This is a genomic window from Streptomyces caeni, from assembly GCF_042678285.1.
Classification (GTDB): Bacteria; Actinomycetota; Actinomycetes; order Streptomycetales; family Streptomycetaceae; genus Streptomyces; species Streptomyces caeni.
Genome location: NZ_JBHUDX010000002.1, coordinates 1 through 13,393, shown reverse-complemented (window position 1 = coordinate 13,393; position 13,393 = coordinate 1). Strand labels below are relative to the sequence as shown.

Below are 13,393 nucleotides of genomic sequence, written 5' to 3'. Positions count from 1 at the left end.
CGGTGCGCGAGGCGGCGGCCGCCGCCGCCCACTATGCCGAGCGGGTGCGCCGCCTCGGCCTGAGCGAGTCCGAGGGCCTGGCGGCGATCCGGGAGGCGCTGCGGGCGGCGTACCGGGAGTAGGGGGAGGCGCGGCGCGCCCGTACCGCGCCGCGGCCTGGGTGAGCGGGCGGGCGTGTGCTCAGGGCCGCGCCGGGGCCGGTGTCCGCGTCGGCAGCGTTCGTGGTGCGCGGGTCGCCCGCAGGCCCGCCGCCGTCGCGATGCGGGCGAACGCCGTCGCGTCCAGGACCGCCGCCGCATGGGGGTCGTTGTTGAAGTACGCGTAGACGTCGCGGCCGTCGGGCCAGGCCGCCGCGATGCGGTGCGCCCAGGACGTCAGGGCCCGGCGGCCGTACCGGGGCCACGGCTCGGCGCGGCCCGCGTGGAAGCGGACATACCCCCAGTCGGTGGTCCGCCACAGCGGGGTGACCGGGCGCGAGAGCACATCGGCCCAGCACAGCGCCGCTCCCCGCGCATCCAGCACCCCGCGCACCTCGGGCGTCCACCAGGAGTCATGGCGCGGTTCGACCGCGACCCGGGTGCCGGACGGGAAACAGGCCAGGCAGTCGTCCAGGAGCGCGGGGTCCGCGCGCAGTGTCGGCGGGAGCTGCAGCAGAACCGGACCGAGACGGTCGCCGAGTCCGGCCGCGTGGGTCATCAGGCGGTTCACCGGCTCCTCGGGTTCCCGCAGCCGCTTGATGTGCGTCAGATAGCGGCTCGCCTTGAGGGCGACGACGAAGTCCGGCGGGGTGCGCTCGCGCCAGCTCTCGAAGACCTCGCGGGACGGCAGCCGGTAGAACGCGTTGTTGATCTCGACCGTGGCGAACCGTGCCGCGTACTCCTCCAGCCACAGCCGCACGGGCACCTGCGCCGGGTACAGGACGTCCCGCCAGTCCTTGTACTGCCACCCCGACGTGCCGACGAACAGGGTCATACCTCCATCAAAGCACCGTCAGCGGTCTGCTACAGATACAGCCCCGCGTCCGCTTCCGCCCGCTGGTCCGGCACCGACGCCGGCGACGTCCCCCGCTGCAGCGCGTACAGCTCCGCCAGGGTCGCTCCCTCGCGGCCCACGCCTTCCTCCCGGCCCAGCCAGGTCACGGCCTCCGGGCGGGTCAGCGGGCCCACCTCGATGCGGGCCAGACAGCGTCCGGGGCGGACGACGGCCGGGTGGAGGCGCTCCAGGTCCTCGTTGGTCGTGACACCCACCAGGACGTTCCTGCCCTGCCCCAGCAGGCCGTCCGTCAGGTTCAGCAGGCGCGACAGGGCCTGGCCCGCCGTGTGCTTCGCCTCGCCGCGGATCAGCTCGTCGCAGTCCTCGAGCAGGAGCAGGCGCCAGCGGCCCTTGCCCGCCGCGTCCTCCTCGCCGATCGCGATGTCCATGAGATAGCCGACGTCGGAGAACAGGCGCTCCGGGTCCAGGACGCAGTCCACCTGGCACCAGTCGCGCCACGAGCGGGCCAGCGTGCGCAGCGCCGAGGTCTTGCCGGTGCCCGGAGGGCCGTGGAGCAGCAGCAGCCGGCCCGCGATGTCCTCCGGAGTCGTCTTCATCAGCCGGTCCATCGCGTCCGCCACCGGCGCCGTGTAGTTCGCGCGGACCTCCTCCCAGGTGCCCGCCGAGATCTGCCGGGTCGTGCGGTGCGGGCCGCGCCGCGGCGACACGTACCAGAACCCCATCGTCACGTTCTCCGGCTGCGGCTCCGGCTCGTCCGCCGCGCCGTCCGTCGCCTGGTTCAGCACCTTCTCGGCCAGTTCGGCGCTGGTCGCCGTCACCGTGACGTCCGCGCCGCGGTTCCAGCGGGAGACCAGCAGCGTCCATCCGTCGCCCTCGGCGAGCGTCGCGCTGCGATCGTCGTCGCGGGCGATCCGCAGCACCCGGGCGCCCGGTGGCAGGAGCGAGGCACCGGACCGCACGCGGTCGATGTTCGCGGCGTGCGAGTACGGCTGCTCGCCCGTAGCGAAGCGGCCGAGGAACAGCGCGTCGACGACATCGGACGGCGAGTCGCTGTCGTCGACGTTGAGCCGGATCGGCAGAGCGTCGTATGGGTTCGCAGACATGCCGCCATGATCTGTCACACGGGAGCCCCGCGCACCCGGTTTCCACGGTCCGCCGGGAGTGTCGGCCGTGTTCCGTGCTTCCGGCCCATCCCGTACGTCCTGTTACCGGGCTGTCGCACGACGCGATCTGTCGTCCGGTGGACGCGCCCCGTTACCGTTGCCCCTGATGGGATGTCATGGGTGGAATTCGGGGACACTGCGGTGGCGCCTCACCGCACTGCTCGGCGTGGGCGCGGCCGCTCTGGCCCTGGTGGTGACGCTGATCAGCACACTGCCCGGCAACGGCGCGAGCACCGGAGGGACCACCCCCGACGGCGACAAGGTGCACGGCACGCCCGCCCCCGTGCCCGAACGGACCGGACCGGACGTGGGCTGGGGCTTCACCCACACCCAGTACAGCGCCGACCAGGGCAGCGCCGGCGCCACCGCGCGCGTCGAGGGGCTGCTGTCGCGGACGGCGCTGCCGCAGAACCAGCACATCATGGGCTGGGGCGCGGACAACCCCGAGCCGGTCAAGGGCCGTTACGACTTCGGGGCGATGGACCGCCGCATCGACTTCGTCCGCGCGTCGGGCGGCACGCCCGTCATCACCCTGTGCTGTGCCCCCGACTGGATGAAGGGCGGCACGGCGGGCGCCGGCAACACCGACTGGAGCCAGTCCGCCCTGGAGACCGCCCCGACGCCCGACCACTACGAGGACTTCGCCGCCCTCGCCGCGACCGTCGCCAGGCGCTACCCGGACGTGCGCCACTTCATCGTCTGGAACGAGTTCAAGGGCTTCTGGAACGACTCCGAGGGCCGCTGGGACTACGAGGGCTACACCAGGCTGTACAACCTGGTCTACAAGGCGCTCAAGAAGGTCAACGACAAGATCATGGTGGGTGGGCCCTACCTCGTCATGGACAGCGTCGACCCGCGGCAGGAACAGGACGCCTCCACGACCGTGCGGGGCCCGTGGGGCGCCATGGACCAGCGGGTCCTGGACGCCTTCGACTACTGGAACGAGCACAAGTCGGGAGCCGACTTCGTCGTCGTGGACGGCTCCAGCTACACCAGGGACGACGACCTGCTGCCCGACGAGTTCGCGGCCACCGACAAGCTCACGGCCGTCGGCACGTGGGTGCGGCGGCGGACCGGGGGCCTGCCGCTGTGGTGGGCCGAGTACTACGTCGAACCGGGCGACGCCGACGACAACCGCACGGGCTGGAGCGAGGACCACCGCGTCGCCGTGCAGGCAGCCGGAATGATCGCCATGGTCGAGGGTGGCGCCTCCTCCGGCTTCTACTGGAACCCTGAGGCACGCAAGGGCACCGACTGCGCCGGCTGTCTGTGGACCCCGACCGACACTGCCGGCGGCGGCCGAGCCCTGCCCATGTACGACCTGGTCTCCCGCTTCGGCAGGGAGTTCCCGCCGGGCACGGTGTACCGGACGGTGCCGGTCGCCCGGGACGACGTGCCCGATGTCCGCGTGCTCGCAACCGACAAGGTCGTCCTCGTGGTGAACACGCTCGATCGGACGATCAGCGCGCGGATCGACGGCAGGCGGTTCGACATGAGGGGGTATCAGGTGAAGTGGCTGCGGCGGTGACGTTGCCGAGGGCGGGGAGGCGGCCGCCTCGCCTCCTCCCGCCGCACCGGCCGCAAGGCCGTTCGGCCTGCGGGCAGCGGCCGGGCCCCACCGGAGGCGGAGGCGATGGGCACCATGGTGGTGGACGGGGAATCCTGGCCTGAGAACGGAAGGGCCGGAAGGATCGAGACCGGCGAGTACGCCGGCGCCTGGCTGCTGCTCGCGGCAGAGATCCAGCACTCCTGGGCGTTCTGCATCAGCGGTGATCCCCGCGGCACGGACATCGAGCATCTGCGAACCGGCGACTTCTGGGTGTCCGACGACGACCTACCAGGAGTCCTCGCGGACCCAGTCCGACCTGATGTCGAACACGTCTCGCTCCGCCTGTTCGCCCTGGTCAACAGGAATCCATCTGACGGAGTGTCAGTGCCCCGGCAGGCGGCGTTCGCCCGTCGGGGGGCGGCGTCGTGGGGGCACCGCCCGCGCGAGCGGAGCCGGGAGTGGGGGAGCGTGCTCTGGGCGTGCCGGCCGGAAGTCCCCGTACCGGACGTACCCGGGCTTTCGGCCGGTGCGGCGAGTGGGGGTGCCCCCCCGCTCGAAGAGCCCGGGGGAGCGTGCCGGGCGTCGCGACGGGGCGAACGTCGCCTGTTGGAGCTCTAGGGGGTGTTTCGAAAGTCCTGTGCGGTGCCCGCGGTGTCCGGTGCGTGCTCTCGGCGTGCCGGACGAAAGCCCTCGTACCGGACGTACTCGGGGTTCCGGCCGGTGCGGCGAGTGGGGGTGCCCCCTGCTCGGAGAGCCTGGGGGAGCGTGCCGGGCGCCGTGGGTGCTGCGCGGGACTTTCGAAACACCCCCTAGCCCTTCCCCATCGTCAGGAACCGCTGCACCAGTGAGGCCAGCAGCAGCGCCAGCAGCGGCAGCGAGAACCAGAAGCTGCTCTGCAGCCACCGAAGCCGCCGCACACCCGGCCGCACCGCCACCCGTACCACCTCGCGCGCGGTGAGCAGCAGCGCCAGCGCCAGGGCCGCGAGTCCCCCGACGACCGACCACGGCGTCCAGGTCACCCGCGGGCCGATCGGGCCCGGCCGGGGCTTCGCGATCTCGCCCACCGGCTGCCTGCGCAGGGTGTACAGGGTCACGTCGTCGTTGGCGAGGACCTTCTTCAGCTCCCGGCGCCCGTCCAGGTTCGTGATCAGCCGCCTCTCCCAGGTCGCCGAGTAGCCGACGTCGAGCCGGAGATAGGTCACCTGACTGCGGTTGACCATGAGGTACGAGTTCGGGCCCGCGTCCTTGAGCGACTTGACCAGTCCGGACACCAGCACCGGATCGGTGGGCGCGAGCGTCGGCACGTACTGGACCTTCTCCATGTCCTTCGCGCCCCACGGCATCGCCGGTGTCACGTTGTCGACCGTGTCGTTGCTCAGCCACAGCAGCCGTACCGTCGGGTCGTCGTGCGCGTACACGTAGTCCATGGCCGTGACCTCGCCCGGGCGGATCCGCTCGAACGGCTCGTTGCCCCAGCGGGCCACCAGGAAGCCGCCCATCAGCAGCAGGCCCGCCATGAGGGCGGCGACCGGGGCGAGGCTCACCCGGTCCCTGTCCCGCTCGTCGGCCGTCACACCGGTACGCGGGAAGAGTGCGAGCCCGCCGAGCAGGGCCGCTCCCGGCAGCGCGAACATGAAGACACGCAGCGCCATCTCGCCGCCGTACGACTGCATGCCGAAGCCCAGGAACGGCACGAAGGCGAGCACGAGCAGCGACCGCTCGCGGTACTTGTGCTCGCGCCGGCGCCACCAGCCCCAGCACGCCAGGGCCATCACCCCGCCCGCGAGCAGCACACGCGCGTAGAGCACGAGCTTGTGCGTCGAACTGCCGCCCTGGATGCGGCCGGAGACGGACGTCGACACATTGCTGCCGACGCCCCCGACCCCGCCGAACAGATCGCTGAAGTGCCCCGACCAGTACGGCTCGGCCATGAACCCGACCCAGAACGCCACCAGCACGGCGAACAGAAGGGGCAGCCCGCGCAGTTCGGAGCGGCCGGCCAGGACCAGCGCCGCGAGCACGCCCAGCATCACGAACGGGGTGAGCTGGTGAGCCGGGACGCACGCCGCGAACAGGCCGATGAGCACCATCAGCAGCACGGCCCGCCGGCTGCGGTCGGCCGGCTCCACCTCCGCCTCGCCGGGACGCACCGTCGCCCAGATCACGCGCGGCGCGCGGAACCACACCAGCAGGATCGCCACGAAGACCAGATAGAGCAGATAGGTGAAGCCCTGCGGGGAGAAGTAGTCCTGGCCGACCCAGCCGCTGAGCACGAAGATCCACACACCGGCCCACTTGGCGCGCCAGCCCGCCCGCAGGGAGCGCAGCAGCAGGAACACCGGCGCCAGGTAGAGGAGCTGCAGGGCCGTCGGCCACCAGCGGATGACCTCGGTCAGGTCGGTGACCCCGCAGGCCCTGGCCACGAACGCGGCCACCGCGAAGAAGCCCGGCCAGCTCCAGCGCGCGTCCAGGTACGGTACGGCCGACCCGGTCCGGTCGATGTAGTCGAGGAAACCGAGGTGCTGCCACGCCGTCGCGAACCGCGGCTCGGTCTCGATCACCGCGGGCAGCGCGTGCAGCGACACGACCGTGGCGAGCAGGGTGACCGGTAGCAGGCCCCTGGACTCGCGGCCGCGCCACAGCAGCGCGGCGAAGACCACGACGAGCAGTGCCGCCCCGGCGAGGGTGGGCACCGGCAGGACCGAGATCAGGCCCAGGCCGCCCATCCGGTCGAGCGAGGCGTCGTCCAGTCTCAGTGCGGGGACCCAGTAGAGCAGGAGCGCGGAGACGAGCAGACAGCCGAGCACGAGCGCTCCGCCCGGAGGGCCGGAAGAGGGTGACGGCTTCGGCCGCCACGGGTCGTCCGGCGGCCTGGCCGGCCGTTCGCGCTCCTCGCGCGCCGCCGGCGTTCCCGTGGGCGGGGTGCCCGGACCCGGGCGTACGTCCGGGCGGCGCTCCTGGTGATCGAAGTCCGCGTGGACGCCGAGCGCGAGCGTGTCGGCGTCGAGCTTCTTCGCCCAGGAGGGGCCGCTCCTGGGCGCGGGGACCTCGCGCATCCCCAGGTCGGCGAGGTCCCCGTCCGGTGCCGCGTCCTCGGGTACGGCGTCCGCGGGCGCGGTGCGCACGATCCTGAACAGCCTCGGCGCGGCGATCAGCACGATCACCGAGAGGCTGGAGATCTCCGCTGCACCCGCGCCGGTCAGCCCCATGCGGGGCAGCAGCAGCACGGTCAGACCGAGCACCAGGACGCACAGCAGCCCCTGGAGATAGGCCAGTGGGGAGGTGCGGCTCTGGGCGCGCAGCACCGCGAAGTAGGTCTCCATCACCACCCGCAGCAGTGCGCCGACCGCGAACCAGCGCAGCAGCGGGGTCGCCGCGTGGGCGTAGCCCTCGCCGAAGACGCGCAGGATGAGGGGCGCGCCGAGAAACAGCAGCGCGCACACCGGCAGCATGATCCGGGCCATGCGCCGCAGCGCCGCCCGGGTGTCGGCGGCGAGCCGTGCCGGATCGTGAGAGCCCTCGACGGTGAGGGAGGCGCCCATGTTGATGGCGAGCAGGTTGACCGTGCCGCCGATGGTGGTGGTGATGTAGAAGTACGCGTTGTCCTCGGAACTGACCTGTGAGGCCACGATCACGGGGACCAGGTAGACCACGGCGAGCGAGAACAGCGAGCCGGTGTAGTCGCCGGCCAGGAACCGGCCGATCTCCTTCAGCGAGGGCGGGCGTGCGTGCCCCTCGGTCGCCTCGGCGTGCCGGGGCACCAGGCGCCGGAACACCAGCCAGCCCAGGGGCACCACGGAGGTGGCGATGGCCGCGATCCAGGAGACGAAGACGCCGGTCGCCGGGATGGCCGCGGCCAGCCCGATGAGCAGCGCCAGCTTCACCGCCGAGAACACGGTGTTGCCCGCCGGCACCCACAGCGCGCTGCGCAGCCCGGTCAGCACCCCGTCCTGCAGCGTGAGCAGGTTCCAGGCGACGACGGCCGCGATGAAGCCGAGCCCGTTCACGGGACCGTGCAGGAAACGGTAGGAGGGCCCCCACGTGTCCAGCGTCAGCAGGAAGACCCCGGCGGCTAGCGCCACGACCAGGCAACTGCCCGCATAAGTACGGAAGATGAGTCGGCCGGTGGCGCGTCCGGAGACCGGGACGAAGCGCGCCAGAGCCCCGGTCAGCGTGACCGCGGTGAGCCCGGCGAGGAGCTTCATCGCGGCGATCGCGGCAGAGCCCTGGCCGACCGCGGCGTCGGAGTAGTAGCGCGCCGCGACCAGCCAGTAGCCGAGGCCGAGCACCGCGGAGATACCGGTGTTGAGCATCAGCGCGTAGGCGTTGCGGAACAACTGGCTGCCTCCGCCGCCCCCGCCGCGTCCGGGCAGGCGCAGGCGGCGGCCGGAGCGGTCGGGCGCCCCGGCCGGGGTCGGTGATGCCTGGGCTGTGGTGGTCGTGTCAGACACGGGAACGGATGGCCTTCCGGCGGACCTGGCGTGTTCTGCGGACCACGGCGTACCCCTTGGTGAGGGCGCGGTCCCTGGCGAAGGCGCGGGTGATCGAACGGCCTTGGACGAGCCGCTCGAACTCCTCGGCGCCGGTGCTGCGGCGCACGGTGACCCGTTGCAGCGCGTACGGGCCCTGGCGGCGGCGCGCGAGCCCGTTGCCGACGGCGAGCGACTGCCGGTAGCCCGAGGCGCGCACCGTGCGGCGCACCCGGCGGCTGGAGTAGCCGTACGGGTAGGCGAACGACTCCGGCGGGGCGCCCAGTTCGTCGGCGATGATGTCCCTGCAGCGCAGCAGCTCGTACCGGAGCGCGTCGTCGGAGAGCTGGTCGAGCTGCGGATGGGTGTGGCTGTGCCCGCCGATCTCGGACCCCGCGCCCGCGAGGTCGCGGACCTGGTCCCAGTCCAGCATGGTGTCCAGGCCGCCGCCGGTGTCGTAGGCGCCGCGGATCCAGCCGGTCGAGACGAACAGGGTGGAGGCGAAGCCGTGCCGGGCGAGCACGGGGAGGGCGTGCCGGTGCACGCCCTCGTAGCCGTCGTCGAAGGTGATCAGGACGGGCCGCCCGGGCAGCGGTGCGTCCTCCCGCCAACTCCTCGCCAGTGCCGCCGCGGTGACGGGCGTGCAGCCCAGGTCCGCGAGCAGGGCCATCTGCTGGGCGAAGGCGCCGGGTGCCACCGACAGGCCGCGCGTGGCCTCGTTGGGCTCCGCCGCGACCGAGTGGTACATGAGGATGGGCACGGCCCGGTCGTTCATGGTGCGCCCCCCTCGCCGTCGGGGGTCCGGCCGACCGGGACCACCGAGAACCGCGCCCCGCTCCTGCGTGCCCGAACGCTCCCCAGGACGTACCCGCCCGCCGCCGTGAGCACTCCGGCGACGATCGCGCCGGCCCGGCCCGCTCCGCCGGGGCGGGCCAGCAGGGTGTCGCGCAGCCCGCGGGCCACCCCGAGGGGCAGGACGCGAGTGGTGTAGCGGCGCTCCGACTCGAGCCCCTTGGAGGAGCCGACGCTGCGGGCCACCAGTGCCTTGGACAGGCCCTCGGCGTAGGTGCGGGCACGGAAGTACGCGAAGTGCTCGCGCGGTTCGGGCACCCGGTGGTGGATCACCGCTCGGTCGTCGATCAGCAGGACGGCGTCGGGCCTGGCCCGGGTCAGGCGGATGCACAGCTCCGTCTCCTCGCAGCCCAGCGGCCGCCGGCCGCCGTCGCGCCCGATGCCGGTGGCGAAGCCGCCCGCCGCCTCGAAGGCCGTGCGGCGGAAGGAGGCGTTGCCACCGAGGACGTTGCGCACCCGGATCAGGCCGGGCGGCAGTCCCCGGTAGGTGCAGCCCACCACCCAGTCGAACTCCTCCGGGAACCAGGCCGGGCGGCGGCCCGACGCCCAGATCGGCGTCGTCCGGCCGCCGACGGCCATCACGCGTGGGTCCTCGTACCCCGCGGCGAAGTGCCCCAGCCAGTCGCGCTCGGCCACGGCGTCGTCGTCGAGGAACGCGATGATCTCCCCGCGCGAGGCGGCGATGCCGGTGTTGCGGCCCGCGGACAGGCCGCGCGGGCCCGCGTTGGCGAGCACCCGGACCTCCCCGGCCTCCTTGTACTCCCCGACCAGCCGCTCCAGCAGGGTCTCGTTGTGGTCCACGACCAGCAGCGTCTCGCGCGCAGGGCGGGACTGCGCCCGCACCGAGGCGACCGCGGCGAGGATGTCCTCCCAGCGGTCCTCGGTGTAGACGCAGATCACCACGGAGATGTCCGGACCGCTCAAGACGCCTCTCCCTGCCCCGAGTCGAGCGCGGTCGCATGAGGACGGCGGCGCAGCGCACGCCGGTTGGAGCGCTCCTTGAGGATCACCTTCAGCACCCGGAACCCGTCGTGCACCGCCCGCAGGTTGCTTGTGCCGTGGATGCGGAGGTACTCGTGGCTGGGAATCTCCTGCACCTTCAGACCCGCCTTGACCACCCGGATGTTCATCAGGGTCTCGACCTCGAAGCCCGTGCAGTCGAGGTCGATCTCGTCGAGGCAGTGCCGCCAGAACGCGTTGTATCCGTAGCAGAGGTCGGTGTAGCGGGCGCCGAACTTGGCGTTGACGATCGCGCACAGCACCCGGTTGCCCAGTTTGCGGACCGGGGTCATGTCGGAGGTGCCGCCGCCGTTGGCGAACCGTGAGCCCTTCGCGAAGTCGGCGCCGGACACCAGGGCGGAGACGTAACTGACGATCTCCTGGCCGTCGGCCGAGCCGTCCGCGTCGACCATCACGATGATGTCGCCGGTGCACGCCTGGAACCCGGTGATCAGGGCATCCCCCTTGCCCTTGCCCCGCTGCCCGACGACCTTAACCTCCGGCCACAGCGCACGCGCGACCTCGACGGTGTCGTCGGTGGAATTGCCGTCGACGAGAACAACTTCGTGTATCCACTCGGGAAGGGTCTTGAAGACGTAGGGCAGGTTCTCCGCCTCGTTCATTGCGGGGATCACGACACTCACCGGCGGCGCGATGGCCAGGTGAGTGGAGACGGGCCGGTACTTTCCCGGCGTTAACGGATCCTGGCCCGGGAAAGCCGGGCGCAGCGCAGAGCTCATGGTCGGGTCCCTCTCGTCCGGTGGACCGCCCGCCCCTGGGCGGTCCGGCTTCGTGTCCGGTTCGAAAGGGGGGTTCTCACTTACGGCATGCCGAAAGGATCTCCGTACAGGCCGGGTGAGTTGGCAAACCTGGCCGTCTGCCGGGAAGACGGCAGCCGACCGCGCGGCACGGCTCGGCCCGACGTGGCCACCGAGCACGGCACCCCCCTACCGCGCCCCGCACCGGAACCATCGCGGTACCTGAGCCCTCCCCTGGAGCCGCTTGATGATGGACCGATGCGGGTGGATGTACGACGGTATTGACGATTGCGACTTTACGGCAAGACCTGTGGTGTCCCCCTCATTTTTATTGGTATGACCGTTACTTGATATCTCGAACGGATTTTCCTCATCCGTTGGGGATATGGCCGGCCGGTGCGAAGAGTTCCGGCCGCGTCAGCCGTCCCATGGGTCAGGTCACTTCTCCCGCCGCACGGCGGCGCCGCCGTCGTGTCAGTGCCGGCAGGAGAACGACGCAGCTGATCACGGTCACCGCGAGGATTCCGCCCCGGGCCGACCACCGGTGCACCACCAGCATGCCCTGGGCGACGAGCAGGTCGACCGCGATCGCTCCCGCGACGGACACCACGGCGCGGGCCGGCGGGTCCAGTCCGCGCAGGGCGGCTCCCACGGCCGTCGCCGGTGCGGCGAGCAGGAAGAACAGGGTGAACGGGCCGCGCAGCGGTGAACCCGCGTCGACGAGCGCGAGGATCGCGCCGACCCCCGCGACCGCGAACGCCGCGCCCGCGAGCAGGGGGATCAGGTCTCTCCCCGGATCCCGTCCCGGCCGTCCGTCCCCGCCTGATGAAGGTGGCTTGATACGTAAGGTCTGCATTGGCGACTTTGCCCCCCGAAGCGCCGGATGCCGGGCTTCAATGTCGCGCAGCGAACAGGGGGCCGTCAAGACGCGCAAACGGTGGGCACGTGTGCCGGTCCGCCTTTGATCCGAGGGGTCTTCAAGCGCGCCTTTAGGTGTCATGGGCATGCTTGCCGGCTCGGCGCCCCAGGTAAACGGCCTGTTCGGCACTGGCCGGTCTTCAACAATTTTGGCATGAACACTTCCAGTCAACACGCGTAGCTGATAACAAAGTTGACGCAGAGATCCTGCTAAAGGGAGGTTCCATGAGACGTTTCAGACTTACCGCATACGTGACTTCACTCTTCCTCGCCATCGGACTGGCCCTGGCCGGGGCCGGCACGGCGCAGGCGGCGGGCGTCAACTACGTTGCCCTCGGCGACTCCTACTCCTCGGGCGTCGGTGCGGGCAGCTACACCAGCGAGAGCGGCGACTGCAAGCGCAGCACGAAGGCGTACCCCTACCTGTGGCAGGCCGCGCACTCGCCGGCCTCGTTCAACTTCATGGCCTGCTCGGGTGCCGTCACGACCGATGTGATCAACAACCAGCTCGGCCCCCTCAACTCCTCCACGAGCCTTGTGTCCATCAGCATCGGCGGCAACGACGCGGGCTTCGCCGATGTCATGCTCACCTGCGTGCTCGGAAACGACAACGACTGCCTGTCGCGGATCGCGACGGCCAGGGCGTACGTCGACTCCACCCTGCCCGGCCGGCTGGACACCGTGTACTCGGCGATCAGCGCCAAGGCGCCCTCGGCCCACGTCGTCGTCCTCGGCTACCCCAGCTTCTACAAGCTCGGCACCAGCTGCATCGGGCTCTCCGAGACCAAGCGGTCCGCGATCAACGACGCGGCAGCCTACATGGACGCTGCGATCGCCAAGCGCGCGGCCAACCACGGCTTCACCTTCGGTGACGTCCGCACCACCTTCAGCGGCCACGAGATCTGCTCCGGCAGCCCCTGGCTGCACAGCGTCAACTGGCTGAACATCGGCGAGTCCTACCACCCGACCGCGGGCGGCCAGTCCAGCGGTTACCTGCCCGTGCTCAACAGCGCGGCCTGACGGTCAGGAAGAAGAAGGGGAGGCCCCGCCCGTCGGGGTCTCCGTTTCGCACGTCACCGTGAACGGCACCGAGTCGGACGTGATGTGCACCGGGTCGCGCACCTCGACGCCGATCCCGTCGTGGAGCGCCGCACCCGTCTCATACGCGGTGACAACGACCCGCGTCTGCTTGGTCTTCCCCTCGCCCGCGGCGAACGACAACGTCTTCCAGCCCTGGTCCGACAGCTGCCCCGTCACGGTGACCCAGCGGTAGGACACGTCGACGGGAACGCTGCCCACCGTGAACGTCGCCGTGAACGTGGGCGCCTGCGCCTCCGGTGGAGGACAGGCACCGGAGTAGTCGGTGTGCGTGCCCGTGACCGTCACCCGGACGTACTGGGCGGGCGGGCTCGTCGTACGACCGCCGCCGGTGGCCGAAGCGGAGACGCCGGTGGGAGCGGTGGCCGTGCCGGTGCTCTCCCGCCCACTGCTCGGACTCCCGCCGCCCACGCCCCCGTCGGCGGGTCCGCTGCTCGTACCGGCTTTGCCCACACCGCCGTTGTCACGGTTCATGAGGGCGTACGTCAGCCCCGCGGCGGCGAGCGCGAGGGCGGCCACGCCCGCGACCAGGGCGACGGCTGCCCGGCGGTCGCGCGGGCGGCCCGCGGGCGCGGGCGGGGCGAGCGGCGCGGT

Annotated in this window: 10 protein-coding genes and 2 pseudogenes; 4 read left to right on the top strand and 8 right to left on the bottom strand. The window is 71.5% G+C overall.

What is annotated here, in order from left to right; translation table 11 throughout:
- A pseudogene (locus ACFSL4_RS00670) lies at positions 1–122 on the top strand (GntR family transcriptional regulator); the annotation flags it as partial.
- Positions 123–180: 58 nt separating this feature from the next.
- On the opposite strand, the gene ACFSL4_RS00665 reads toward ACFSL4_RS00670, so the two are convergent.
- Together ACFSL4_RS00665 and ACFSL4_RS00660 are read right to left on the bottom strand one after the other, a co-directional pair.
- A complete protein-coding gene (locus ACFSL4_RS00665) occupies positions 181–972 on the bottom strand; it encodes a DUF72 domain-containing protein (RefSeq protein WP_381076926.1) in 792 nt (263 codons plus the stop codon).
- Between the two features lie 29 nt (positions 973–1,001).
- Positions 1,002–2,096 (bottom strand): DUF5925 domain-containing protein, encoded by a 1,095-nt coding sequence (locus tag ACFSL4_RS00660; protein WP_381076924.1) that lies wholly within the window; start codon positions 2,094–2,096, stop codon positions 1,002–1,004.
- Between the two features lie 166 nt (positions 2,097–2,262).
- Here ACFSL4_RS00660 and ACFSL4_RS00655 point away from each other — a divergent pair, with 166 nt between their 5' ends.
- Both ACFSL4_RS00655 and ACFSL4_RS00650 read left to right on the top strand, forming a co-directional pair.
- Entirely contained in the window at positions 2,263–3,684 is a 1,422-nt protein-coding gene (locus ACFSL4_RS00655; RefSeq protein WP_381076922.1) for a GH39 family glycosyl hydrolase, read from the top strand.
- Positions 3,685–3,789: 105 nt separating this feature from the next.
- Entirely contained in the window at positions 3,790–4,323 is a 534-nt protein-coding gene (locus ACFSL4_RS00650; RefSeq protein WP_381076919.1) for a hypothetical protein, read from the top strand.
- Between the two features lie 191 nt (positions 4,324–4,514).
- On the opposite strand, the gene ACFSL4_RS00645 is transcribed toward ACFSL4_RS00650, so the two are convergent.
- From ACFSL4_RS00645 to ACFSL4_RS00625, 5 genes are all read right to left on the bottom strand, one after another.
- A complete protein-coding gene (locus ACFSL4_RS00645) occupies positions 4,515–8,156 on the bottom strand; it encodes a lipopolysaccharide biosynthesis protein (protein ID WP_381076916.1) in 3,642 nt (1,213 codons plus the stop codon).
- Complete coding sequence (locus tag ACFSL4_RS00640; RefSeq protein ID WP_381076914.1) at positions 8,149–8,949, bottom strand: polysaccharide deacetylase family protein; 801 nt, start codon at positions 8,947–8,949, stop codon at positions 8,149–8,151. Before ACFSL4_RS00640 ends, ACFSL4_RS00645 begins: the two co-directional genes overlap by 8 nt.
- Complete coding sequence (locus ACFSL4_RS00635; protein WP_381076911.1) at positions 8,946–9,950, bottom strand: glycosyltransferase family 2 protein; 1,005 nt, start codon at positions 9,948–9,950, stop codon at positions 8,946–8,948. Before ACFSL4_RS00635 ends, ACFSL4_RS00640 begins: the two co-directional genes overlap by 4 nt.
- A complete protein-coding gene (locus tag ACFSL4_RS00630) occupies positions 9,947–10,765 on the bottom strand; it encodes a glycosyltransferase family 2 protein (RefSeq protein WP_381076909.1) in 819 nt (272 codons plus the stop codon). The genes ACFSL4_RS00635 and ACFSL4_RS00630 overlap by 4 nt, the downstream gene beginning before the upstream one ends.
- Before the next feature lie 451 nt (positions 10,766–11,216).
- Entirely contained in the window at positions 11,217–11,639 is a 423-nt protein-coding gene (locus ACFSL4_RS00625) for a hypothetical protein (protein WP_381076906.1), read from the bottom strand.
- 287 nt (positions 11,640–11,926) lie between these two features.
- Between ACFSL4_RS00625 and ACFSL4_RS00620 the strand changes: the two genes are divergently transcribed.
- Positions 11,927–12,721 (top strand): SGNH/GDSL hydrolase family protein, encoded by a 795-nt coding sequence (locus ACFSL4_RS00620; RefSeq protein WP_381076904.1) that lies wholly within the window; start codon positions 11,927–11,929, stop codon positions 12,719–12,721.
- A 3-nt stretch (positions 12,722–12,724) separates the two neighbouring features.
- Here the strand turns inward: ACFSL4_RS00620 and ACFSL4_RS00615 are convergent.
- Positions 12,725–13,393 (bottom strand): annotated as a pseudogene (locus ACFSL4_RS00615) (serine/threonine protein kinase); the annotation flags it as partial.